General features: G+C 44.1%; 17 protein-coding genes and 1 pseudogene. 13 read left to right on the top strand and 5 right to left on the bottom strand.

The window, feature by feature from the left end:
* Positions 1–63: 63 nt before the first annotated feature.
* Both ACQ9LF_RS06000 and ACQ9LF_RS05995 read right to left on the bottom strand, forming a co-directional pair.
* On the bottom strand, positions 64–831 hold the full coding sequence (locus ACQ9LF_RS06000) for a 4'-phosphopantetheinyl transferase family protein (protein ID WP_462488471.1): 768 nt from the start codon (positions 829–831) through the stop codon (positions 64–66).
* Positions 819–5,192, bottom strand: coding sequence for a thioesterase domain-containing protein (locus tag ACQ9LF_RS05995; protein WP_462488470.1), 4,374 nt, complete (start codon positions 5,190–5,192; stop codon positions 819–821). Before ACQ9LF_RS05995 ends, ACQ9LF_RS06000 begins: the two co-directional genes overlap by 13 nt.
* Before the next feature lie 643 nt (positions 5,193–5,835).
* Here ACQ9LF_RS05995 and ACQ9LF_RS05990 point away from each other — a divergent pair.
* Together ACQ9LF_RS05990 and ACQ9LF_RS05985 are read left to right on the top strand one after the other, a co-directional pair.
* Positions 5,836–6,582 carry an exosortase C-terminal domain/associated protein EpsI gene (locus ACQ9LF_RS05990; RefSeq protein WP_462488469.1) on the top strand — a complete coding sequence of 249 codons (747 nt, stop codon included), beginning with the start codon at positions 5,836–5,838 and terminating at the stop codon, positions 6,580–6,582.
* Between the two features lie 35 nt (positions 6,583–6,617).
* On the top strand, positions 6,618–8,060 hold the full coding sequence (locus tag ACQ9LF_RS05985) for an oligosaccharide flippase family protein (protein WP_462488468.1): 1,443 nt from the start codon (positions 6,618–6,620) through the stop codon (positions 8,058–8,060).
* A 65-nt stretch (positions 8,061–8,125) separates the two neighbouring features.
* Here the strand turns inward: ACQ9LF_RS05985 and ACQ9LF_RS05980 are convergent, their stop codons facing one another.
* Positions 8,126–10,912, bottom strand: a complete 2,787-nt coding sequence (locus tag ACQ9LF_RS05980) for a LamG-like jellyroll fold domain-containing protein (RefSeq protein WP_462488467.1) — start codon at positions 10,910–10,912, stop codon at positions 8,126–8,128.
* A gap of 319 nt (positions 10,913–11,231) precedes the next feature.
* On the opposite strand from ACQ9LF_RS05980, the gene ACQ9LF_RS05975 reads away from it, so the two are divergent.
* The 6 genes from ACQ9LF_RS05975 to ACQ9LF_RS05950 all read left to right on the top strand — a co-directional run bounded on the left by ACQ9LF_RS05975 (position 11,232) and on the right by ACQ9LF_RS05950 (position 18,407).
* Positions 11,232–12,764 carry a lipopolysaccharide biosynthesis protein gene (locus ACQ9LF_RS05975; protein ID WP_462488466.1) on the top strand — a complete coding sequence of 511 codons (1,533 nt, stop codon included), beginning with the start codon at positions 11,232–11,234 and terminating at the stop codon, positions 12,762–12,764.
* 17 nt (positions 12,765–12,781) lie between these two features.
* Positions 12,782–14,059: a Coenzyme F420 hydrogenase/dehydrogenase, beta subunit C-terminal domain gene (locus ACQ9LF_RS05970; protein WP_462488617.1), complete on the top strand. Its 1,278-nt coding sequence runs from the start codon at positions 12,782–12,784 to the stop codon at positions 14,057–14,059.
* 219 nt (positions 14,060–14,278) lie between these two features.
* Positions 14,279–15,430: a polysaccharide pyruvyl transferase family protein gene (locus ACQ9LF_RS05965; RefSeq protein ID WP_462488465.1), complete on the top strand. Its 1,152-nt coding sequence runs from the start codon at positions 14,279–14,281 to the stop codon at positions 15,428–15,430.
* The gene (locus ACQ9LF_RS05960) at positions 15,421–16,398 is read left to right on the top strand and encodes a glycosyltransferase family 2 protein (protein WP_462488464.1); all 978 of its coding nucleotides are present in this window, start codon (positions 15,421–15,423) and stop codon (positions 16,396–16,398) included. Before ACQ9LF_RS05965 ends, ACQ9LF_RS05960 begins: the two co-directional genes overlap by 10 nt.
* The gene (locus ACQ9LF_RS05955) at positions 16,331–17,152 is read left to right on the top strand and encodes a glycosyltransferase (protein ID WP_462488463.1); all 822 of its coding nucleotides are present in this window, start codon (positions 16,331–16,333) and stop codon (positions 17,150–17,152) included. Before ACQ9LF_RS05960 ends, ACQ9LF_RS05955 begins: the two co-directional genes overlap by 68 nt.
* Positions 17,145–18,407 carry a polysaccharide pyruvyl transferase family protein gene (locus ACQ9LF_RS05950; protein ID WP_462488462.1) on the top strand — a complete coding sequence of 421 codons (1,263 nt, stop codon included), beginning with the start codon at positions 17,145–17,147 and terminating at the stop codon, positions 18,405–18,407. The genes ACQ9LF_RS05955 and ACQ9LF_RS05950 overlap by 8 nt, the downstream gene beginning before the upstream one ends.
* Positions 18,408–18,681: 274 nt before the next feature.
* Here ACQ9LF_RS05950 and ACQ9LF_RS05945 read toward each other — a convergent pair whose 3' ends face one another.
* Positions 18,682–19,071, bottom strand: coding sequence for a hypothetical protein (locus ACQ9LF_RS05945; protein ID WP_462488461.1), 390 nt, complete (start codon positions 19,069–19,071; stop codon positions 18,682–18,684).
* Positions 19,072–19,116: 45 nt separating this feature from the next.
* Positions 19,117–19,587, bottom strand: a complete 471-nt coding sequence (locus tag ACQ9LF_RS05940; RefSeq protein ID WP_462488460.1) for a transposase — start codon at positions 19,585–19,587, stop codon at positions 19,117–19,119.
* Between the two features lie 141 nt (positions 19,588–19,728).
* Here ACQ9LF_RS05940 and ACQ9LF_RS05935 point away from each other — a divergent pair, with 141 nt between their 5' ends.
* From ACQ9LF_RS05935 to ACQ9LF_RS05915, 5 genes and pseudogenes are all read left to right on the top strand, one after another.
* The gene (locus tag ACQ9LF_RS05935) at positions 19,729–21,336 is read left to right on the top strand and encodes an ArnT family glycosyltransferase (protein ID WP_462488459.1); all 1,608 of its coding nucleotides are present in this window, start codon (positions 19,729–19,731) and stop codon (positions 21,334–21,336) included.
* A 141-nt stretch (positions 21,337–21,477) separates the two neighbouring features.
* Entirely contained in the window at positions 21,478–21,834 is a 357-nt protein-coding gene (locus tag ACQ9LF_RS05930; protein ID WP_462488458.1) for a transposase, read from the top strand.
* 146 nt (positions 21,835–21,980) lie between these two features.
* Positions 21,981–23,135, top strand: a complete 1,155-nt coding sequence (locus tag ACQ9LF_RS05925; RefSeq protein WP_462488457.1) for a hypothetical protein — start codon at positions 21,981–21,983, stop codon at positions 23,133–23,135.
* Positions 23,136–23,480: 345 nt separating this feature from the next.
* Positions 23,481–23,735 carry a helix-turn-helix domain-containing protein gene (locus ACQ9LF_RS05920; protein ID WP_462488456.1) on the top strand — a complete coding sequence of 85 codons (255 nt, stop codon included), beginning with the start codon at positions 23,481–23,483 and terminating at the stop codon, positions 23,733–23,735.
* Positions 23,719–24,065: pseudogene (locus ACQ9LF_RS05915) on the top strand (hypothetical protein); the annotation flags it as partial. The gene ACQ9LF_RS05920 and the pseudogene ACQ9LF_RS05915, both read left to right, overlap by 17 nt.

The raw sequence follows: 24,065 nt of genomic DNA, 5'->3' as shown, positions 1-24,065 counted from the left end.
GGTATTTCCTGTTGAGTCGAATTGTATCAGGCAGTGGGTAAATTGAAAGCAAAAAGTGCTATTTTACTGGTATGAGCAGGGGTGTAATTCCTGTCCGGAGACTTTTACGGGATGCTGATCCGTGTTTTCCAGCACTAACGAGCCAACCCAGTCTGCCGGAGAATCCAGAGTCTGCACGCTCCATCGATGGTTTTGTTCGGGGTCCAGGATGTCGAGGATTTGATTGGTTTGCAGTCCGGTATCGAAGCTGTTGAGGGGGCGAATACCGGCAGCCTTGAGATACGCCTCTTTACGTGTCCAGCACTGATAAAATGCCAGGCGTTGAGCTTGCGGTTCCAGATGTTCAAGATAGGATGCTTCATCAGTGGTGAAATACTGTCTTGCCAGAGGCAGGGGTTCGATTTGAGGGTCGTTTTTTTCGATGTCGATGCCGATATTGCGGCCCACGGCAAAGGCAAAGGCGGCAATTCCCTGAGAATGTGACAGGGAAAACTGAATTGCGGATGGATGCCGGGCCGGATTCAGGGCTGGCTTGCCTTCTGCGGTGCAGTGGATGGAAACGGCATGGGCCGGCCGGTCCAGAAAGGCTGACAAAAACCGACGCAGCAGGCTGCGGCGGACGATAAACCGATTTCGATCGCAAGCACGGACGTACTGCCTGGCACGGTTCAACTCGGTTTCGGTCAACCCTTCCGGGGAGGTATCCCATTCATCCAGATTGGCCCAATACACTAAAACCTCATCGGGCTTGGGGGCTGTGAAATGCGCCTGCGGGATGAAGGTTAGGACCTTGGAATTGTGCTGGCAGTAGGGCATTATTACAGCTTCCATTTGTGCAATGTGTCCAGGATTTCTTTTTCCAACAGCGTTGCGCAGGCTTCGACATGGGGCTGATGAAGAATGTACGGGTGGCAGCAGTCGATGTCATGGACATGGATTTGTCCTGTAATGAACTGGTCCCAGCCAAAAGTCGGATGATTGTACAACTCTTTATCCAGCAGGTTGAAATCTTTCATTTCTCGAAACAGGACGATGTCTCCATGGTATCGTTGTTGGGTCTGATAGCGGATAAACGCCGCAAGACCCGCCTGATACAGTTTGCGATAGTTCGGGAACTCGTGAATATCCCAGTTGTCCTGTTGTGCGGCTTTTTGCTGTTTTCTGTATTTTTTGTATCGATGCAGCGACTGGAGATACCGTATTTTTTCATCCAGGCTCAGGCCGCAGAACTTCCAGAACCGTTCCAGATAATGAGCCGGCTTCCAGAGGTAAGCTTTCGGAAAGCCCGGGGCAGAGGTCCCCAGAATTCCCAGGAAGGCGACATTGTGTCCCTGTTTTGTCAATTGAAGGGCCATTTCATACGCAATCCGTCCCCCCATGGAAAAGCCGCACAGCCAATAAGGGCCTTCGGGCTGAATGTGCTGAATTTCCCGGATGAAATACGCGGCCATTTGTTCAATGCTGGTCAATAGTGTTGTTTGATTATTCAATCCTGGCAGATTCAGGCCATACTGGGACAATGGGATGTTGAGTAAATGGGCCAGGTGATAAAAATTCAGCGTATGGCCGCCTACGCCGGGCAGATAGAAGATGCCGTGTTTGAGTCGACCGGGTTTAATCTGTACCAGGGTTTTCGAGATGGCTTCGTGTCGGTGTTTCTGCAGGCAGGCGGCAAGCTGCCGAACGGTGGGGGCCTCAAAAATCAGTCCCAATGGCAGGTCAATCTGGAAGTGTTCTTCCAGCCGATAAAACAGTTTGGCGGCCAGCAGGGAGTGTCCGCCCAGATGGAAAAAATTGTCATCCAGATAGACGGTATCGATCCCCAGCAAGTCTTGCCAGAGTTGAGAAATCTTTTTTTCCACCAGACTCTGGGGGGATATTTTAGTGTTTGATTGCTGAAGGCTGGAAGATAAAATTACCATCTCAGAGGCTGAAGTCTTGTGAGGCGAAATAGAATCCATTGCGGCAGAACACCCCAATCGGATTTGATTGACTATATCTGAGATTTTGATTTCAGGATAAGATATAATAACAGACAGAATTGCTTCAAAATTTTTTAATACGCCGTGGATCGTTTCAGGTTTAAATAAAGTGGTATTATATTCCGCGCGAAGATGTAATCCCGAATGACTTTCATCACAGAATAAGGTAAAATCGATTTTGGAGGTTTTGGTTCCGATCTCGATTGTTTGACAATTGAGATTTGGCAGTGAAACGGTCCAGTAACGGGAATCCTGATAGGCCAGCATGGTCTGAAAAAAGAGATTTCTGTTTGCATGACGTGGAGGATTAAGTAGTTCCACCAGCACATCATAGGGCAAATCCTGGTGCTGTTGGGCTTCAAGACAGAGTTGACTGACCTGATGCAAAACGTCCAGAAAAGACATGTCTTTTGTAATTGAAGCCCGTATGACTATGGTGTTGACGAAAAATCCGATAATCTGCTCAATGGCTTTATGTGTTCGACCCGAGATAGGGCTGCCGACAGTGATGTCTTGGCTGCGAGTATAATAATATAATAAAATATGAAATGCCGACAGCAGAATCGTATATAAAGTTGTGTTTTTCTGGTGTGACAACTGTTTCAATGCAGTGTAGATGCTATTCGGAACGGGCCATGTTTGCCACTGTCCATGATAGGTATAGGATGGGGGACGCGGAAAATCCAGGGGAATGGTTACTTCAGGGATCTCGCCGGCAAGTTTTTTTCTCCAGTAGTCATAATCCTGTTTTTTAAGGGCTTCAATCTCCGCCTGCTGCCAGCAGCCGTAATCGGCATACTGGACTGGCAGCGAAGCTAAATGAACTGGCGTATGATATGTATAATGTTGGTATAAATCAGATAATTCCTGAGCAAAAATCCCCATGGACCAGCCGTCTGTAATGAGATGATGCATATTCAGCAGCAGGGCATATTCATCCGGTTGCGTACACAACAGTGTAAATTGAAACAAGGGGCCTTGCTCCAGATTGAACAGGTGTTGGGCCCGAGTTTCTGCAATAGTATGAAATGATGCCAGAGGGGGCTGGTTGTCAGAATCGATATTTTCAATGGTTAGATTCCATGGGAGATCTGACTGGATAAATTGTGTAGGCTGTCCGTTTTGAATGGGGAAAATAGTACGAAATGCTTCATGCCGCCGGATAATTTCCTGAAGGCTTTTTTCTAAGGCCTCGATGTTCAGACCGCCTTTCATATGAATCATCCATGAAATATTATAAACCGGTAGTTCCGGCGAAAGCCGCTGGATAAACCACATTCGTTGTTGAGCAAACGATAACGGCAGAGTCTGGTTTCTGGAGACCGTTGGTATCCGCAGACTATGGTGTTCAGACTGAGTACCGTAACGGTCAATGACCTCTGCGAATTGTTCCAGTGTCGGATTCTCAAATAAGGTTGAGACCGGCAGATCAATCCCCCATTTTTTCTGAATGGCATAGACGGTTTGAATTGCCTTGAGTGAATGTCCGCCCAGGTGGAAAAAGTTATCTTCGCGATAAACACTGTCTATTCTTAGTACTTCTTTCCAAAGCCTTGCTATCATCTGTTCTGTATGGGTCTGCGGCAGTTGCTGTTGTCCATCTGTGCCGTTATGCCGCAAAGGTTTTGGTAGACGGCTTTTGTCGATTTTTCCATTGGCGGTCAGCGGAAGCTGGGCCAGTTCCACAATTACCGATGGAATCATGTATTCCGGTAGAGACTTGGCCAGATGTTTTTGAATCTGGTCCGGTGGAATGGAGCCTGCTTTCTCCAGAACAACATACCCAATGATGTATTTTTGTCCCGGCATATCCTCCCGGACGATGACGGCGGCCTGCTGAACATGCGGACAGTGCCGCAGGGCATTTTCGATTTCGCCTAACTCGATACGGAATCCCCGGATTTTAACCTGATCATCGACCCGCCCCAAATACTCAATATTGCCATCCTCCATCCAGCGGCAGATATCGCCGGTTTTATACAATCTGGCGCCAGGTTGAGAGCTGAACGGATTTGATATAAATCGTTCGGCGGTTAATTCCGGACGATTCAGATAGCCTCGGGCCAGCCCGTCCCCGCCAATATAGAATTCGCCCCAGACACCAATAGGAACCGGCTGCAAAGAATCGTCCAGGATATACACCTCGGTATTGGCGATGGGTCTGCCGATGGGGATGGACTTGAGATTGTCCGGGAGGGATTTGGGAATCGGGTAACAGCAGGCAAAGGTCGTGCTTTCGGTGGGTCCATATCCGTTGACCAGCTGGACGGAGTCCAGTCGTTTTAAGGCTTTGCGAACATGGGGAACAGAAAGAGCTTCGCCGCCGGTTAAAACCGTTCGAACCGAGCTTAGTATCTCAGGTTTCTCATCGATTACCATGTTAAATAACGACGAGGTCAGCCACAGGGCATTGACCTGCGATGCGGCCACAATATGACCCAGCAGCTCCAATTCGGGGATTCGTCCGGGATAGAGAACACATTGTCCGCCATGCAGCAGGGCACCCCAGATTTCCAGAGTCGACGCGTCAAAACTGACCGGTGCCAGTTGCAGGAAGACCCGATCCGGCCCGAATTGCATATACTCTTGTCCGAAAACCAGCCGAACGACTCCGCGATGGGGTACGGCGACACCTTTGGGTACTCCTGTTGAGCCAGAGGTATAGATGATATAAGCCAGATGGTCCGGTGTAGTACAGGAAGCGGGATTGTGGGTTGGGTACTGAGTCAGCTTGTCCCATTCCTGTTCAATCAATAAAAGCCTGATTTTATCCGAAATAAAAGTACCTGTCAGGGCGGAATGGGCAATAACGATGGACAGTCCTGTATCGGAGGCCATAAAACTCAGACGCTCCGCCGGGTAGGTCGGGTCCAGTGGTACATAAGCCCCTCCGGCCTTGAGGATCCCCAGCAAGACCGGCAGCAGCTCGATACAGCGGTCCATACAGACGCCCACCGGCGTATCCGGCCCGACGCCATGCGTCCGCAGGTAATGAGCTAACTGATTAGCCTGTTCGTTGAGCTGTTGATAGGTCAGCGTCTGGTCTTCAAAGACCACCGCTGTTGCATCCGGGGTCTTCTGGGCCTGCTGTTCAAAGAGCTGGTGGATGCACTTGTCTTTGGGGTATTCGACCGTAGTATGATTGACCGCCTGGATAAAGCTTCGCAGAGTATCCTGCTCTCTTTCGTTATACTTCTCAAAATCAGACATAGTATTTTTAAAATCGTGAAAATAAAAACCTGTTATCGATAGGGATATGTCTTTTTTGTAGCCACTCATTACCATCAACGGTTATTCAATGAATTATCGTCAATAAATGATATCCGGATTACACCATTTATGTTGCTTCGGTTGGGAAATATAGATCAACTATTATCCAAAAGTGTAAGAATTCAAAGAATTTATGCTCTAATAGACTATCACAATAATAACCATCTTGTTTTTATTGTGATAGTCCTTCAATTTGTGGCCTTTTCCACTGTCGGTTTACCTGTCGCAGGGGTTTTCGGTCTTATATTTCTTTAAAAAAATGCTGTTTCCTTCCACCTCAAAATTCCGACAAATAAAATTGACAATAAGTCAGATTTCTATCGACAATATGTAGACAATCTCTTAATTTGAGAGCCGTATGGTGTTAAAATCGGGTTTTGGATTTGAAATTCCTTCGTGCAAAAATAGAAAAATAGTGTGTCGAGACCAGCTGGAGGCATTCATAGCTGGTCTGGAAATGTATTTATTTGAATGAATCCAAGGCCAGGGTGATGCATAAGCAATTATTGATGGATATAATCGGATTCTTGTCGTGATCTGTTTGTCGATAAAATCATAACATTAAACTATAATCTAAACCAATATGTGTTCAAAGAAAGAAATCTCAGATTCCTTTAAGAAACTCCACCGGCGGGTTTTGCTGGGGATATTTATCAGCGTATCCATTCTTGCGGCTTCAGCAACGGTGTTTCACGTCTATTCATATCGAATGAATCGCGGACTGGCCAATCCTGTGAAACTGCCGGTTCCTTTGTCGGCATTTCCGATGGAATTAGGCGATTGGCAAGGCCAGGATGTTGAGCTTTCCGATGCGATCAAGAAGGTAGCTGGAAATGACGACTATATTAGTCGGTATTACCGTAATCGTGAAACCTACAAATCTGCATCGTTATATGTCGCCTTTTCGGGGCGTCCTCGGTATATGAAAGGACATAAGCCAACCGTCTGCTATCCTGCCGCCGGTTGGATGCGCAAGGGTAGTGAAAATCACCTATTGGAAACGATGTCTGGTAAGACCATCCCCTGTCTGATTCACCGATTTCATAAAATCAAGCCTTTTGACCAGGAAGTGGTTGTCTTGAATTTTTATCTGGTCAATGGCAAGTTGACTACTGATGAATCCACATTTGATGGCCTGGCTTTTCGTCGCCCCAATATTGAAGGGGACCCTGCTCGTTATGTTGCCCAGATTCAGATTAGCTCCACCAATGAACACTCTGTTCTTGAGGCCGGGCGAGATCTGGTTGATGAAGTGTTGCGTTATTTTCCGGATGAGTCAGGTCGGGTGGATATCAGCGGTACGGCCATCATCCCAAAGAATGGACAATAGAGATGTCTGTGGTTGGGTTGTTGCCAGGCCGAATTTTGGCCCGCTTGAAATCGGATGATTTAGCCTGCCGGTTTATGCGTGGCGGGGCAATCCTGACCGCTGCGGTAGGCCTGGAGCGGCTGTTGCGGCTGGTGCGGTCGATTGTATTGGCCAAGCTGATCAGTTCTGCCGATATTGGTCTGGTGACATTGGTTGCAGTCATATTAACTGTTTTTGAGACCGCCGGCGAAGCCGGAATTCGCCTGTCAGTGATTCAGAATAAGCAGGGAGATACCCCAGCCTTTCTTAATGCTGCCTGGTGGTTTCAGTCGATTCGGGGATTGATTCTGACCGCAGTGGGGATCATTACCGCCGGCTTGATTTCGACATGGATGCAAAAACCGGAACTGACCCTTCTGCTTCAGGCTGCGTTTCTGGCGGTGGCCTTTAATGCCATTGTCAGTCCGGCGTCGTTTCTTCTGGAAAAGCACATGCGGTTTGGCAAATATGTTTTACTCAACCAGGGGACGATGCTGTTCGGTACGGTTCTTACTATCAGTCTGGCTGTCTGGATGCGTAATGCCTGGCCGATGATTATCGGCATGGCTGCCGAGGGGGCTATCCGACTGGTACTATCGTTTTTTATGTGTCCTTTCAAGCCGAGTCTTTCCATAGACCGCAAGGCACTGGGGGAGTTGTTTTCTTTTGCCCGCGGTCTGGCGGGGATGCCGCTGTTAATACTCGGGTCGTTATATGCTGATGTGCTGATGGTGGGGAGGTTGTTGACGGCCGAGCAGGTGGGGTATTATGGTATGGCGGCGCTGTTGGCCCGAATTCCCCGGGATTTGGCGATGCAGATTGTGGGGAAAATGCTTTTACCTGCCTTTTCTGCACATCAGGATGATCCTGCAGCTCTGAGCCGGGGGCTGGTGCTGGCCTCCCGTTGGGTAACCCTGGCAGCAGGGCCGCTGGCGGCATTTTTTATTCTCTGGGCAAAGCCGCTGCTGATGCTGGCTTTTCAGCCGGAGTATGCGGCGGCGGCGAAGGCCCTAACAATTCTGGCTGGTGTGGTATTTGTGCGGGTACACGGTGTGATTCTGTGGAATTATTATGTCGCCACGGCTCAGTTAAAATATAATCGTCTGTTTACGATAGTCCGTTTTGGTTTGCTTGTGATCTTGATTTATCCGATGACCCTTGGATTGGGTATGGCTGGGGCAGCTGCTGCGGTTCTGGTTGGGGAACTCACCGGATTTGGCCTGCAGGTCGTGATGTTGTCCCGCCGGATTCCAAGGGCCGGAGTGGGATATATGCAAAACCTGGTCCCCGGCCTGCTGCTGGGAAGTATTCTGGCGATAGCAGGGGGTGTATTGCTTCAGATGACCAGGTTAAGCATCGTCGCCCAATGTGCCACCGGTCTGAGTCTGCTGCTGATCCTGTATCTTATAGCTGCGGCATGGGAGTATGTCCGCTACCGGAGGACCATGGTAAAGGCTTAAGGTCAAACCGCAGAGTCCTGCATGGGCATCGAAGGCATTTGACTGGTGATTCCAGCAGTAACATCTTATCTGATTTTTTGCAGAGGCTCTTGCGCCAGAGTATACCATCGATGTAAACTGCTGGGGTGCACTTCGACTCGAACGACTTTATCTGCCTGCCCTGCAGCCGTGAACCGGAAGGTATACGGCCCAAGCTGATTATACCATGGCGTCCAGGTGACCAGTTGTGTGGCCGTATCGAAGCTTGCCCCCGCGGGCATAGCCGCCGCCTGATAGACGATGGGAATCCCCTGGTCATTGACCGCGTTGACGGTGAATTGCAGCTGCTTGCCTTGGCGAACATTATGGGTCAGATAGAGGGTATCGATTTCTTCTGCACTGAGGGCTCGGTTAAAGATCCGGATATCGTCGATCTTGCCGGCAAATCCCAGTGTGCGGGAGGCAGGATTACCATAGTTGCCGATATCAATGAAGGTGTTCAAGGCGGTCAGTCCGCTGAACGTTCCGGCAGTTTTTTGCTCACCGTTGACATAGACGGCGTAGGCCTTACCGTCCCAGCTCAGTGCCAAGTGTACAGGTTGTCCCAGAGGCAGCGTCGTAATATTGGTTTTCAGGGTTGCCTTGGATCCCAGACCTACCGCCAGGCTGTCTGCCACGGTGTATAAGCTCAGCCGGTTGGTGTTATTGAACACATGCCCGAAGATAAATTTCATTCCGCTGAAGTCGGTTGGGGTGACCCAGACCGCGATGGTCCCCGCCTGAGGCGACATGCCCATGGTTGGGATGGTGATTGCCTGGGCAGAGTGATTGAATATCAGCCAGTCTTCGTCGCGCCATCCTGTTCCCCATAGAGGGCCGCCGATGAGACTGCCGGTCTGTAGGGAATTGACGTCTGTGACAGTGGTGCCATAATTATCATCAAGAAGAAAGTTGAGAATCTGACCATTGAAGAACGTTTTATTTATCAATCTTTTATTGTATTCATATGCTCCTATATCTATTTTTCCTCCAATAAGTCTTGGATTCCCGGTATTGTCGATATCGAAATTGAAACTGTTGAATAAGGTTTTTGGCAGAAGACCGCTGACATTCGTTCCGGCGTCTATTGCTATACTATCGTCTTTTAATTGATAGTTCTGGTTTGCAGGGTTTTCAAACAAGGCTTGTGCTTGTGAAGAAGCGATTATGCCTCCCTCTTCGAGTTGCCAATTATACCGGGAACTCTGGTTCCAGCCCAAGTTTAAATAAATATTATTTTTTGCATCAATATTTACCCCCCATTTCAAACCAGTACCTATAATATTATTATATAATTTACACTGGCTTTTAATGGAAGAAATGCAACCGAGTATGGTATTGTTGATTATATTCACGTATCCTGATCCAGCATCCCATTCGCTGAAATACGTAGTTAATAGATTGTTCCAGATGGTTATATTGGATGAAAATTGTGTAGTAATAGAATTTTCTTGGATGGGAACGAATATTCTATTTCTTGCTACTAAGACGTCAGAAGATTTTGAATATATTGCAATGCCGTTTCCATGCATGCCCGGATAATTATTAATAACGGTATTACCCGTAATTTCGCATTTATTTGTTGATTGGAGAAATATACGACTGCGATAAGTATTTTCTATAGTGCTATTTTTAACGATAGTATTTGATCCTAGGCTAAGATTCAATCCATCGGACGAAAAACAGTTTCTTATTGTGCAGTTATCGATAATCAAATTAGCTGTGTTTGTAAAGGACAATCCACCGCCAATGTCATGAAAATGACAGTTTTGAAAAGTCAAATTAACGATTTTTTGATCTGGTTGCATACTTGCAACAGAATAGGCATATCCGCAGAACTCAATATTACGAAAAATAACATTACATAAGGCATTTATGCCATATTGATAAAATAATAAAACCTTATTGCGTGGGATGTAAATTTTGTTTTCTGCTAAGTTGGAACTTTGGCGGGGCCAGTAATAAATTGTGTATTTATTCGCAGTGTTGGGGCCGGTATAAAAATATTCACCCGCTTCTGTTAACAGAGAAGGATGATTGTATATCGCGTAACCGTCAGGAGATGATCCAGTAGTGGCTGACAACGGTGAGGGTAAAGGCTGGTCAAAGATAAGTTTGTGTTCTGATGAAATATAATCTTGAATTTTGCGTGTATATACAAAATTATTTGCCTTGTGTACCCAAATTCTGACTTTTGCACCATTCCAGTAATCATCGGGTTGAGTCAAGAATGAATGATCAATAAGAAAATTGGTTAAGGTTTCTTGGCCGAGTGAATCCATGCATTCTTCAGGAGATAATTTCTCGAAAAGCGATTCCTGGCTCCAGATTCCTTGGGGTTGTTTGGGCCATTCAGCAATTTTAGCATAAGTTCCATTTTCAAGTAGCCTAAGAGGTTCTTCTGCTGTTTCGATTTTATAAATGTTTTCCCAATAAGGACAGCCCTGTGCATCTTCTTGTGAAGAACATTGGGTCCATCCGGTCAGTGAGATAAAACCACTGACAATAGGGGTTTCCTTAGGATAATTTGTAATCGTAACTGGATTATTGGGATCGCCTTTTATGCGACAATAAATCTCAGCTTCCTTATAAATTCCCTCTCGTAAATATATTGTATCACCTGGCTTAATAATGTTATCGCTGACGAGGGCTTTAGAGAGGCTTTTCCATGCATCAGATTCTGATAATCCAGTGTTGGAATTACTCCCATTTATTGGATCGATGTAATAGATTGCAGGATAAACATAAAGTGTAAATACTAAAAATATAACTCCACAATATCGCATTTCTGATTCCCCGTGTTGTTTGTATTGTTCTTTTTGTATATGATACATTATAATCTTTGTTATATACAAGATGTAAAACATCGTCTTGGTTGTCGGATAGTGCTTAATTAATTATTGAGGTTCTGAAAAACAAAATATTATAGGACGAGTTTTATTAAAAATAAAAAGAATTATTTATCTCAAAGATGTTAATTTTTTTTCCGATAAACTGAATAGATATTACATCATATTAATAGCTTGGAAAAGGCTATTTTGGGAAACAGGTTGAAAAGATGTCGAAAGGATTCTTTTCCGACAGGGACGGAGTATAAACACTCCACCCAAAAGACAATGATTCAACGATGCTGTTAATCAAAACATCTCAATCATGAATCCGAATAATCGCATTATGCTTAATACTGCCGCAACCTACACACGCACAGTGATTGGTGCTGGGCTGTCCTTGTTTAGCAGTCGGTGGGTTTTAGCAGCTCTTGGCCAAACAGATTTTGGTCTTTTCAGTGTTGTTGGATCCATTATTATGTTTATTGTTTTTTTGAATTCTGTTATGGCTACCAGTGTTGCTCGACATTATGCGTTTTCGATTGGCCAGAATGATTCTTCTGAAGTCAACCGTTGGTTTAATGCAGCTTTAAGTATGCATATCATGTTGGGTATAATCTTAGTCCTAGTCGGTTGGCAGGTTGGCGAATATGTGATTTCACATGTTCTGACGATTCCATCAAATCGAATTCAGGCTTGTCTTTGGGTTTTTCGTATATCTCTGATCTCAGCCCTTTTTAATATGATTTCGGTTCCTTATGTTGCCATGTTTACAGCCAAGCAGTATATTGCGGTGCTTTCCGTCTGGGGTATTATCCAGTCTGTCCTGACCTTTTTTCTTGCATTCAGTCTTAGCTATGCACCCGGTGACCGTCTTCTGTTTTATGCATGTGGAATGGTGGGCATAATTGTTGTTCTTCTGATTACCCAGGTTATCTGGGCAATGTTTGTTTTCCCTGAGTGTCGGATTAATTTTCGACAATGGTTTAATAAACACAGGTTCAAAGAAATTTGGTCTTTTGCTGTCTGGAGTCTTATTGGACAGTCTGGGGCGATCCTGCGCAATCAGGGATCCGCTATTCTTCTTAATATCCAGTTTGGTCCCAAAGTCAACGCTGCTTATGCAATTGCCAATACAGTGTCTAACCATACTAACCATCTTGCAGCCGCTATGCTGGGGGCTTTTTCTCCAGAAATTACTGCCAGTGAAGGTCGAGGAGATCGGATGCGAATGCTGTCCCTTTCACAGCGGGCCAGTAAATTTGGGACCATTCTGGTCTTGTTATTTGCCGTCCCCATCATGGCAGAAATGAATTACATTCTTAAGCTATGGCTTGGTGATCCTCCTCTTTACGCAGAATTGTTTTGCCAATTGATTCTTGCTACGTTTATTATCGACCGTTTGAGTGTAGGGAGTATGTTGGCGGTGAATGCCCATGGTAAAATAGCTGCCTATCAAGCGACACTGGGAACTTGTCTTGTCTTGACCTTGCCATTGGCATGGATTTTTCTAATGCTGGGTGCTCCCCCAACCAGTGTTGGCGTTGCCTTTGTCATCACGATGAGTGTTGTTTCTATAGGGCGTGTGTTTTGGGTGCGTCATCTGTTTGGCTTATCTGTTACTCAATGGTTTAAAGAGGTTGTGTTCCCCTGTCTGATTGTTGCATCCACCGCAACTTTTTCAGCTTCGATGTTTCGATGGTTGATGCATCCATCCTTCGCCCGTTTTTTGTGTGCAGCGACAACAAGTATTGGTATCACATTGCTGACAACATGGTTTATTGCCCTTGACACAAAAGAACGTGAGTTTTTTGGACAAAACTTGCGGCGTTTTCTAGATAAAATAGGCGTCGTATAGGACTGTTGTTGACAGCAATGAAGGCTATGATCAGCGATCAAATAAAACATAGTACTGTGCCTCCCTGTGGAACTTTGGAAGTATGTACGGGGTGCAGTGCCTGCGCTGCAATATGTCCTGTACATTGTCTCTCTATGCGGCCGAATGAAGAGGGATTTCTTTATCCAGTTGTCGACGAGAAAATTTGTACGAATTGTGGCATTTGCCGACAGATCTGTCCGGTGAATCCGGAAAGAATCTCTGCTAATAAGACAGCTTCCAAGGGGCATCGATCGGAACCCCTGGCAGTTTTCGCAGCATGGCACTTGAATAAACAAATTCGTCATGAAAGTTCTTCGGGCGGTGTATTTACAGCGCTTGCTGAGAATATACTTCATCGAGGTGGGATTGTGGCAGGCGCGGCCTTTGATGATCAATTCACAGTCAGGCATATTATTATTGATTCTGTTGGAGATATTGCGCGTCTTCGTGGTTCGAAATATGTCCAAAGTGAAATATCCACCTCTCTGTACTGTCGAATTCGTGACTTGCTTGTACAAAATCGACCCGTTCTTTTTTCAGGGACTCCATGCCAGGTTGCCGGTCTTCGCAGTTTTCTCGGTCAGCCTTATGGAAATCTCTATTGTTGTGATCTGATTTGTATGGGAGTGCCTTCCTTAAAATTGTTCTCAAAGTATATCGGTTGGAAGTGTGCTAAATTAGATAAGCATTTAGTGTCCTGTAAATTTCGGGATAAGACTCATGGTTGGAAGAATCCCAGCATTCAGCTGCAATATTTTGATAAGATAGTTATTGAACAAGCTACGCAAAATCCATATTATTCGGCATTTTGTAAGGGAATTGCTTTACGTCCTTCGTGCTATGCATGTCATTTCAAAGGACTGAGGCGTTTTGGTGATCTGACAATTGCTGATTTCTGGGGCGTTAAGCATAAATATCCAGAATATGATTGCGAAGATAAAGGCACTTCGCTGGTGCTGGTCAATAATGAGAAAGGTCAAGCCTGGCTCAGCGCTTGTAGTTCAACCCTTTTTCTTGGTCCTGCGGATCTTGAAACAGCTATTGCAGGCAATCCCATGCTTGTCAGATCTTGTTTACGTCCACCCCAACGTGATGATTTCTACAGGGATCTTAGCAAACTGTCGTTCAGGTCCTTGATTCGAAAATATAAGCTCAGGCGGCGATCCATATTTCGCCGTGTTCTGTCTGGTTTTAAAAGGCGACTTGTCGCCGTTTTGCGGAGTGTGATGGTTAAATCAGGGATCATTAAAAGAAATTCAAATGGATTACTTTGATTGGATTTCATGTAAATCAAGTATCGGCATCAAAAAAGTAATTTCTTAATGATCAGTATAGTAGTGTAGAAATAAATTGCCAAGAAAAGCATGATGTATTGGATGCGCCATACTTTCAATATCCCAATCTTCCCTTAAACGCACGAATGGATGGGGTTAAGAAGGCGCTATATATCAGTGTGTAAAGTATAAAATGCAGAATATGCTCAAGGTGAAATAATGAAAGTGGCACTATTAACACATCACTGGGTTCCGAATTTTGGGGCAAATTTACAGGCCTTGTCGAGTTACTTATGGTTCAAAAAAAACAATTGCTATATTGAAATACTTAATTATCAACCTCGATTCTTGAAGGAGTTCTATCGGAAATCGATTCCTTACGTGCAATATAATACTCATTCGAACTTCTGCGAACAAAAGTTGACGCTTTCACCTTTGCTTGAAACAGAGGAAGAAATCGTTAAATATTGTGAAGAGTCTCCCTTTGATTTGATTGTTAGCGGGAGTGATTCAATATTTTGTCTAAATAAAGAAGGATCAACACATGAGGGAGCTTTCCCAAATCCATTTTGGTTGCAATGGGTTAAAAACCGATTAACTTATTCGTGCAAAAGTGCAATACTTGCTGGCAGTTGTACCGGTTCAATGTTTCTTACATTTCCAAAATCGCTAAAACAACAAATTCGTAAAACCATTAGATCTTACGATTTTATTTCAGTCAGAGATCATTGGACAAAATATATGTTTCAATTTATCTCTCGAGGTGCTATCAGTCCTTGCCTTTGCCCAGATCCTGTTAGTGTGTTAAACGACCATCTAAACTGTGACAATCATTCGCAATCAAAATATTTCCTTTTAAGTATTCCGCCTAGATATTCAAAAATATTTTCATATTTATGGATTGAAGAATTTGTTAAAGCTGCAAATGCAGAAGGATATCATGTGTTTTCATTGCCTCTTCCTAGTCAAGAGCTAAATTATCCGGTAAATAAAGTGATTCCGCTACCGCTTGATAGTTTAATGTGGTATAACTGGATTCGTTATTCGTCTGGCATCATTAGTGATCGCTTCCATCCTATTCTATGTGCCTTATTTAACAATGTGCCATTTATTTGTATTGATAATAATGCACAAAAATGTATGTCTTTATTTTATATGCGATCAAGAAGCAAACAGTATGAATTGACTTCGATGTTTGGGTTATCTGATAGATGTTTCCTTGAGAGAGAACTGTTCTCTTTAACTCCGCACAAAGCGATAACATTTCTTATGCAAAATGAATACTATATTCATAATGATAAAATTGAAAAATATAAAAAGTGTTTTAATCAATGTTTAAATTCTATTCTGGATTTGTTGCCATGTTCTTAAGTGTTATTATTCCTACGTATAATCGATCTAAATATGTGATGAAGGCTATTGATAGTGTTTTGACGCAGACTTGTAGAGATTATGAAATTATTATTGTTGATGATGGTTCAACAGATAATACTAAAGAGGTATTGCGACCGTATATGGACAAAATTCAATATATATATCAGTCCAATGCCGGTGTCAGTGCTGCACGGAATGCTGGGATCCTGGCGGCAAAGGGAGAATGGATTGCCTTTCTGGATTCAGATGATGAATGGTTTCCAAACAAGCTGGAAGCTCAATTGGAGGACCTGGTGCGATATCCTGAAGCAGTTTTAAGTTGTACGAATGTCATATTCGAAGGAAATGGCTCCAAGCCCATAGATTATTTTAATGACTGTTTGTCCCTTTCCATAAGTGAGTCTGAATTTATTCGAAAGCCATTATTTAACTGTTATGCATGGACTTCAACAGTACTTGTCAAGCGTATCGAAGTGCTCAATGTTGGTCTTTTTGATGAAGACCTAACAATTCATGAAGATACAGATCTCTATTTTCGCATATTTACAAAAGGTGGAATTGTGATAAATCCATCCATACTAGTCAGAGCATACCGCAGACCCGGGGATTCTGATAATAATTTAAGTAGCCAATATTTAAATAACAAGAAAAAACACTACTCTACGCTTGTAACAGTATACAAAAAAATTTCACAGTATAATCTGGATAGAGACCAAAAAAAACATATTCGAAAGAAATTAAGTGACTCCCTATTTGATCTTGGGCTCTATTATCATAGTAGTAAGAATAGAAAGCAGGCCAGAATTTGTTTTTGCGAGTCTTTTAGAGCTTGTCCTTCATGTAAAAACCTAATTAAGTTGCTTGTTGGTTTAAGCGGTCGATTAGGATTAAGTGTGATTGAAAAACGAAGAAGCACTCAAAAAGGTTTCCGTCGTTCCGAATATTATCAACATGAATCATTTTAAACAAATTACTGTTGTTGCGGCCGTGAATAATCATTTGGTCTTGACGTCCAATTTACTTCATTCATCATTGTTGAATCAAGTAAATGTGCAGTTCATTCAGGCTGAAGGTTTTTCCAATGCCAGTCAGGCATATAATTATGGAATTGATCAATCAATAGGTGACTATCTCATATTTGCTCACCAGGATGTATATATTCCATCAAGCTGGCAGGGATGCCTGGAAAAGGCTTTGTTGCAGCTTAAAGATCAGCCTTGGGCTGTCCTTGGAATAATCGGAAAAACGAAGAAAAACGAGGTTGTTGGCCGTACTTGGTCAACCGGGCTTAAAAGTCAGGTTGGACATAAGATAGATAAGCCTGTCCCGGTTGAATCGATTGATGAATTGCTGATAGTTGTGAATAAAAAAACAGATATCCGATTTGATGAAAACCTTCCGGGATTTCATCTTTATGGTACTGACATAGTGCAAACTGCGATCAAGATGGGTTATGGTGCTTATGTGATTGATGCTCCGGTCATTCATAATAGTTTACCCTATTTGAAATATGATAAAGGATTTGTTGAATCATATCGCTTTATGCGGAAAAAATGGAAAAGCATTTTGCCTATTACTACCTTGGTAACGACCATTAATCGAAGTGGTTGGCCATTATGGAAAAAATTAATTAAGCAATATTTCAAAAGAGATAATCGCAGCTTTTATAAACGTCTGGATGATCCTGCAGCAAAGGCGAAGGAACTTGGCTATGAATAGAGAAGTGAATCGAGTACTACTGTTGGGTGCTTCGCTTGATACAGGTAATCTCGGGGTCAGCGCTTTAGCATGGTCTAGTATTAAACTGATTCTGCAGCAATGGTGTCAAGCTGAAGTTGTATTGTTAGGGGGGGGGCGGCAGTGTGATCAAATAGAACTGCAAATAGACGGAAAAAGAATACAAGTGAAATCCGTTCCTGTGCGTTATTGCATAAACCTATTTGCGGCTAATCATTTCCTTGGACTCTTTCTTGATGTTTTACTGGCTCGGATTGGGCTTGCTCGCTTTAATCCCGCACTGTATAAAACGAGAGATTATGTTTTGTCAGCCGACTTGTTTATGGATATTACGGGTGGTGACAGTTTCAGTGATATTTATGGAATGAAACGGTTTATTTTAGGTTGGCTTTCTAAGAAACTGTGCCAGATGACAGGGAAGCCATTCATTATGCTGCCACAGACCTATGGTCCATTTCAACATAGGATAACGAGATGGATGGCATCTCATATTCTTAAAAATGCATCGAAGCTGTTTTCTCGAGATAAGCAAAGTGTAGAAGAAATTAGAGCCTTAATCGGAGAAGAGAAACCGATTGAAGTTGTTCCCGATGTAGCATTCATTATGGATCCCATCCGCCAGGAGTCTGAACAGACCGCACAGCTTGAAAAACTAAAAGCTGATAACTATGAGCTAATCGGCTTGAATGTCAGTGGCCTTTTGTATAATGGTGGTTATACGGGCCAGAATGAATTTGGGCTAAAATGTGACTATAATAAGTTACTAAGAAAGGTCATTTCGTTTTTTTTTGAGAAGCAAAAAGCTTCTATTATAATTGTACCACATGTCATTCCGTTGGATTGTGAAGTGGAAAATGATCTACTAGCAAGCCAGAATATTTGGGAAACATTGCCGCCAGAACAGAAAAATAAAGTGCTTATCTTGGATGGCAATTACACTCAAAATCAAGTCAAATATTTAATTGGATTATGTGATTTTTTTATTGGATCGCGTATGCATTCAACGATCGCCGCTCTGTCACAATGTATTCCTGCGGTGGGCATGGCGTACAGCAATAAATTTATTGGTGTATTTGAGACAGCAGGTGTAGCTGATTGTGTAATCGATCTGCGGCAGATGGATGAGGAGGATGTCCTATTCAGGATTGAACAATTATATACAGGAAAAGCCCATCTCATAGAAAAGTTAAGAAATGTAATTCCAGAGATTAAAAGTAAACTTTCGCATTTCTGTTAATATTTATGCAGCAGAAGCAGAGTATCCAATAAAAACGCAATTATTTATCTTGTACGGCCAATTTTCAGAACATCAAAATAATTCTGTCCAGCCACAGCTCGTAGCGCAGGCAGGTCAGGGCGTCGCCAAAGCTCGGCGTCGCTTTGTCGTGTTGCCACCGCTGCACTCGAAACCGGCATTTGGGCGCGGGACGTTTGAGATACCACAGCCAGACCATCGCATACAGCCACAGGCTCAGGGCCGCCGCCCGTTCGGGCCCCTTTCGTTTCCAGGTCTATGGCTGCTGGCCACCGAGCAGTTGCATGGTGTTCTTGAACGAATCTTTGATGGCCCAGCGGTCGCCATAGCAATCCAGTACCTCGGCGGCACTCATTGTCACGTCATTCGTAAAGAAAAAGTCGTCCTTTTCTTTTCCTGCCGGATCGCGGCAGATGACCAGCAGGAAAGGTTTTCGGCTGACGGCATACCACAACACCAGCCGCGTATCAACCAAACGCTTGACCCGCTTGCTTCTCAGTCGGAACTCCACCGGTTTCCAGTCGTGTACATAAGCGGCCATTTTCTCCGGACACGGCAGTCGCCGGCCTGCCAAACAGGCGTCAAACCCGTCTGCAACCACGCGGAGCGGCCTTTCGGGAAACCATCCCTGTACCTCTTGAATCATCTGTTCGGCCAGATCGAGCAAATTGCCGTCGTATTTCCGGTGCAGTCACAGGGTGATGAGCAACCCCAAGGGTTCGCCGCCCCAGGGCGGTTGAATTTGCACGGTCAAGACCACCAGATTCAGACCCCAGGCATAAATGAGATGGCTGGCGGTCGAACGGACCCCATCCCGCCAGATGCCGGCGCCATCGACCTTGCGGCCGCTGTGGTGAAACAGGGTGTCGTCCAGAGCCACTATCAGGATGCCTCCGGGACGCAGCGCCTTGACCAGCAGCACGGCCAACCCTTGCCACAGTCGGGACATCTGCCAGCATCCATCGGGAAAGAAGCGACGGTAAGCATCGTGGGCATGCTGACCAGTCGGGTCGGCAAACGGGAGAATGCCCGAGATGGTGCGACGGGCGGTACACAATACCCAGCCGATCATCAAACGGATGAAAATCTCGGACCCCGGTGCTGTAAAAACCGGGAAAAACTGTTGAAGAAGTCCCATCCATGTCGTAAATATAATAGACATATCGACCTCCCTGTCTTAACTTGTTATCCAATAAAGACTTCGGCGGGTCGATATGTTTTTGATAAGTTCCCATCAAAATTAGTCGCCTAAAATGTGCGAAAGAATACCTATATATTTTAGTTATAATAAGGAGTTTGGCCGTTGAGCTTTTACCCAAAAATCAATACAGATAGAGTTTTATGGATTGGCACTTTTTTAGTCTTCTTCTGTGTGCTTGGGGCAGGAATATATTGGATTTCTTACCATCCTTATGGCGACGCATCTGATGAAGCATATTATATAAACCAGGGAATAGTCGATTACAGAGCATTAGTCAGCGGAGATATCTATCAAATCTGGGGAGCCCTGATGTATTGCGCCAATGACCGTCCGTTTGCTTATCGCCTCATTGCCTTGCCATTTACACTGATATTCGGGCCAACCCCCTATGTATTTCGTGCATCCTCAGTCGCATGTTTTTGTTTAACCCTGTTGTTTATCTTCCTGGCTGCAAAACGCATTTATAGTGTCCGGGCAGGCCTGATTGCAACTTTACTTTTTATGCTAAGTCCAGAGGTTATTGCATCAAGCGTCAGGTTTTATATGGAAAGCAGCACTTATTTAGCACTGGCGGCAATGCTGTATTTTTTATTTTGCTTTATCGAGCAACCCAGACCATCTACTTTGATGTGGGTGGGATTGGGACTGTCAACAGGACTTGGTATCAATGCAAAGGCCTCTTATCCGCTGATGGTTCTGCCGCCTTTACTGCTTGTTTTTATTCACTCTGTAAAAAAACACTCCTTAAAAGCAGCTTTGATCCAATTTGGCAAACCCGCAATACTTGCTTTTATTATCGGTGCGCCCTGGTGGATTTTGAATTTCCGCCCGGCCCTGATGCATATCAGGGCAGCAAGTGTCTTTCCTTGGTGTCTCGATGGCCACGGCCTGGTGCTGGTCGCCAATTATGCTCGTGTTTTCATAAACTGCGTAACAGGTCCTGTCGCTGGAATCATGATTATCCTGTCACTGCTCATCACCGCATTTCTGTTTACTTCTAAAAACATTGTCTTTGAGCCTGCCTGCAGATACAAAGTCCTGATCTGTCTGATATGCGGTCTGTTTCTGATTATTTCACAAATTGCCAGTACCAATCACTGTCTTCGGATTGCTACCCCTGCTATGGTGCCGATTGTCATTGCTTCGTCATACTTTATCGTCAAGGCAAACAAACTATGGAAAATTGATTTTTCAATATTGACTTTCCTGGTTTTGCTGGTTCAACTTGGTCTGATTTTGTCTTCATTAAGATTCAAAAATGAACCACTGAGACATTTTTGGGATACTGGAGCCGGCAAAGCATTAGTGCTCCGGGAACAATGGGATTGGAAAGAACTTTATGATCGGCTTAAACCCTGCTTAATCGCACCAACTATCGGTTTTCAGGGAGCTGCCAGACCCATGAACCATTCCAGCATTGCCTATCCTTGGATTGTAAATAATGAAAAGGTTACTGTAAGCGACCTAGGCAAGTATAAAGAGATTAAATCGTTTGATGTTGTGCTCGAGGAAGCATTAAAGTACGATGTGGTTGTGACAATTGCAGACTACCCTTTTAACAGCGCCCTTAACTTCGGTTATAGAAACAGATTTAATCTTCAACTCATCGAAGCCTTATCTAAAAACCCGGATTATTCCTTATCCTTCCGGTTTCACGTTGGACGTTTTAAGGAAACACAACTGATAGTCTTTGTCAAAAATCATAAATGACAGAGTATCCACCCTAATTCACTGAAGTTCTGTAATACTACAGTGGATTTGGCCTGCTCCCCGAAATTTGATCCAAGGAGCGAGAGAGGATCGCCGACAAATGCAGTCTGAATAGGACTGATGATGAAAGGTTATCGGACAATGGCAAAGCAATTCAGTGGAACTGAAATTGTGGGCAAGTTGCGTCAGGCGGATGTTCAGTTGGCCCAGGGCAAGACCGTGCCGGAGGTCTGCCGCGAACTGGGGATCAGCCGGCAGACGTATTACCGCTGGCGGAACAAATACGGCGGGATGAGTCCGGACATGATCAAGCAGCTGCGTGCTCTCCAGAACCAGGCCGCCCGAAAGCGGCCGATGCCCCGATCATCGCAGCCTGTTCCGGTTGCATTCCTGCAGGGCCGTATCCTTGCCGCGATACGGAAAGCCTCTGTCTTATCCTTAATTCCAATAAAGACATTGGCAGGTCGGTATGTTTTTGTTCATAAACCATTAAATTGAACCGCCTATAAAGTGCGAAAGTGTACTGATATCAATCGATATATATCCAATCAATGAATCAATTGTCTCAAATAGTTGTTCTTGTGCTTTTCATAACACAGTTGATTGTTCCTGCTCGATATCTTCTGTGGCCATTATGGTGTACCATGTTATATCTTCCAGCAGAGGATTGTATTTTATTGGGTTCTTTTCATTTATACCCACTTCAAATTATTGGGATCGCGGGCGTATTGGCTTGTTTCATAAAAAATAATTACAGGCATATCGATTTGAATACTATTGACAAGCTAGTAGTATTGTGGCTAGTTGTAGGTTCGATAACATATTCATTATTATGGGGAACAGAAGGATTAATATGGAAAGCAGGTCGACTTACAGAGTTTGTCCCCTGTTATTGGTTAATCAGAAACCATATTCAAAACTGGAAAATATTATTGAAGGAATTGAAAGTAATTGCCATTTTGTCTCTATTTCTGCTACCAATAATTATCTATGAGCATACAACAGCAACAAATATGTTTTATTTATTTGGTCGGATAGCAACTGCCATTCGGGAGGGTAGGTTGCGATGTTCCGGCCCATTTAGTCATCCTATTTTATTCGGTTCATTTGCGGCAGGTATGGTTCCGGTCTTATGGAGTATTTGTATAGTTGAAAGAAAATATCGATATGTATATCTATTTATTTTGGCGACATTGATATATTATACCATAGCAAGCGCATCAAGTGGCCCAGTGCTTTCTTTGATATTCGGAATATTATTTCTATCTATATACATACTACGAAAAAAAGCAAAAATAATCTTGATATGTGTTTTTATTGTGCTCCTTAGCCTGCATATGGTGATGAAAGTACCTGTATGGTTTTTAATGGCCAGAGTGAATTTATTTAGTGGCTCAACAGGATGGCATCGAGCCAATTTGATTGATCAAACAGTAAGGCATTTTGATGAATGGGCTTTATTGGGGATTAAATCTGTTGAGCCTTGGGGGATATATGCCGGAGACGTTACCAATCAATTTATCTTAGAAGGGGTTCGAGGAGGGCTTCTAACTATGTTATTGTTTTGTGCGATTATAATATTAAGCATCAAATACTTGGGACAGTTTTCAATTGTCGCTATTATTAAAAGTCATAGAATGTTTATATGGGGACTATGTTGTTCTATTTTGGTGGATTGTGTGAGTTTTATGTCGGTATCATTTTTCGGCCAAATGACTATTCTTCTTATTCTTTTTCTTGTAATTGCAGCTTTGGCGAGAGATTATCTTGATAAAAATATTTATGATATTGGTCTATAAAAATGTGTTTATACATCATTGCTGACCGAGGCTAAAAAACAGTAATTCATTGCCTATTATCATGCCTATCCGCAGACCAATGGCAAGATTGAACGCTACCATCGGTCGATCAAAGGCCGGTTCCAGCTGCACGTGTGAAAATGTCCGGAAGAACTGGAAAAAGAGATTGAAGTTTTGTTGTATGGTATTCCAACTGGCGGTATCATGAAGCATTGGGGAATGTAACCCCAAAGCGTGAGCTAAAACCGTCAACGAAAATAGACCTTTAAATTGTCTTATCAAGGCTGAATTATTGACCTTTGAAAAATTCACTTAAACAACTTGACTCTGCCGATAGTGTTTCATATGAAGCAGACACTTTCTCATTCAAAAAACGAGCAAAGCCGGCTGGAAGCCATCGCGTTGCTGGAACAAAGATGGTCCGGCTCGGAAGTGGCGGGTCATCTTGGAGTAACGCCGGCAGCGGTTTGTTCGTGGAAAGCCGCCTATCAGCGTCATGGTCCCGACGCCATGAAGCCCACCCCCCACACCGGTCGGCCTGCCATACCAACCGCCGACCAACTTGGAGCAACTGGAAAAACTCTTGTTGCAAGGCCCTGAAACCCATGGATATACCCATACGCTATGGACGTTATCGCGGGTGGTCCGCCGTACGTGGGCGCTGCGTGGACACACACCGATTTTCTACAGTTGGGATTGGCGGGATCAGATTTCGGTTATCTCGGCATTTACTGTCTGCCTGATTCGCCGACAGTTGGGCCTTTATTATGACGTGCTTGATCATTATGTTAAAGCCGATGATGCAACCCCATTTATGGAAACCCTTCGGGAGCATTTTCCCAAAGGGATTATCCTGGTCCGGGATCGCTGGATGGTTCATCGCAGTGTCGGCAAGGAATTGGAGAGTCAATTCAGAACGCGAGTTACTCT

The sequence above is a fragment of the Anaeroglomus insulsum genome, assembly GCF_050689095.1.
GTDB lineage: Bacteria > Planctomycetota > Phycisphaerae > Sedimentisphaerales > Anaerohalosphaeraceae > Anaeroglomus > Anaeroglomus insulsum.
This window is presented reverse-complemented; position numbering and strand designations above follow the sequence as displayed.

Bases quoted from the DNA above. Each gene is read 5' to 3' on its own strand.
- ACQ9LF_RS05925 (WP_462488457.1), top strand. From the start codon at position 21,981: ATGTTATATCTTCCAGCAGAGGATTGTATTTTATTGGGTTCTTTTCAT.
- ACQ9LF_RS05960 (WP_462488464.1), top strand. From the start codon at position 15,421: ATGTTCTTAAGTGTTATTATTCCTACGTATAATCGATCTAAATATGTG.
- ACQ9LF_RS05920 (WP_462488456.1), top strand. From the start codon at position 23,481: ATGAAGCAGACACTTTCTCATTCAAAAAACGAGCAAAGCCGGCTGGAA.
- ACQ9LF_RS05970 (WP_462488617.1), top strand. From the start codon at position 12,782: ATGAAGGCTATGATCAGCGATCAAATAAAACATAGTACTGTGCCTCCC.
- ACQ9LF_RS05945 (WP_462488461.1), bottom strand. From the start codon at position 19,071: ATGATTCAAGAGGTACAGGGATGGTTTCCCGAAAGGCCGCTCCGCGTG.
- ACQ9LF_RS05950 (WP_462488462.1), top strand. From the start codon at position 17,145: ATGAATAGAGAAGTGAATCGAGTACTACTGTTGGGTGCTTCGCTTGAT.
- ACQ9LF_RS05990 (WP_462488469.1), top strand. From the start codon at position 5,836: ATGTGTTCAAAGAAAGAAATCTCAGATTCCTTTAAGAAACTCCACCGG.
- ACQ9LF_RS06000 (WP_462488471.1), bottom strand. From the start codon at position 831: ATGGAAGCTGTAATAATGCCCTACTGCCAGCACAATTCCAAGGTCCTA.
- ACQ9LF_RS05930 (WP_462488458.1), top strand. From the start codon at position 21,478: ATGGCAAAGCAATTCAGTGGAACTGAAATTGTGGGCAAGTTGCGTCAG.
- ACQ9LF_RS05995 (WP_462488470.1), bottom strand. From the start codon at position 5,192: ATGTCTGATTTTGAGAAGTATAACGAAAGAGAGCAGGATACTCTGCGA.
- ACQ9LF_RS05965 (WP_462488465.1), top strand. From the start codon at position 14,279: ATGAAAGTGGCACTATTAACACATCACTGGGTTCCGAATTTTGGGGCA.
- ACQ9LF_RS05940 (WP_462488460.1), bottom strand. From the start codon at position 19,587: ATGTCTATTATATTTACGACATGGATGGGACTTCTTCAACAGTTTTTC.
- ACQ9LF_RS05975 (WP_462488466.1), top strand. From the start codon at position 11,232: ATGAATCCGAATAATCGCATTATGCTTAATACTGCCGCAACCTACACA.
- ACQ9LF_RS05980 (WP_462488467.1), bottom strand. From the start codon at position 10,912: ATGTATCATATACAAAAAGAACAATACAAACAACACGGGGAATCAGAA.